Origin of the sequence: Paenibacillus popilliae ATCC 14706, assembly GCF_000315235.1 — a bacterium.
Taxonomy (GTDB): domain Bacteria; phylum Bacillota; class Bacilli; order Paenibacillales; family Paenibacillaceae; genus Paenibacillus_B; species Paenibacillus_B popilliae.
This window is the reverse complement of record NZ_BALG01000567.1, coordinates 1-266: the sequence shown is the minus strand read 5'-3', so window position 1 is coordinate 266 and position 266 is coordinate 1. Positions and strand designations below refer to the sequence as shown.

General features: G+C 42.5%; 1 protein-coding gene. It reads left to right on the top strand.

The window, feature by feature from the left end; all coding sequences use genetic code 11:
- A partial coding sequence (locus PPOP_RS23185) for a hypothetical protein (RefSeq protein WP_159101863.1) occupies window positions 1-266 on the top strand: 266 nt, incomplete at both ends.

Below are 266 nucleotides of genomic sequence, written 5' to 3'. Positions count from 1 at the left end.
GCATAAAAAATGTCTTTATGGCGGTAGTATCTTTTTACGCCTATATTTATGGACAAGCATTTGAGGCTATTAAAACCGCTTTTGGTGTTGTAGTTTCTTGGCTTGCCGGAGTATGGGATGACATTAAAACGGTATTTTCGGTAGTTGGCGAGTGGTTTGGCAATATCTTCGGCGAGGCAGTCAACGGTATAAAATCAGCGTGGTCGACTGTCATTTCTTGGTTCGGCAGCTTGTGGGAAGGCATAAAAAATGTCTTTATGGCGGTA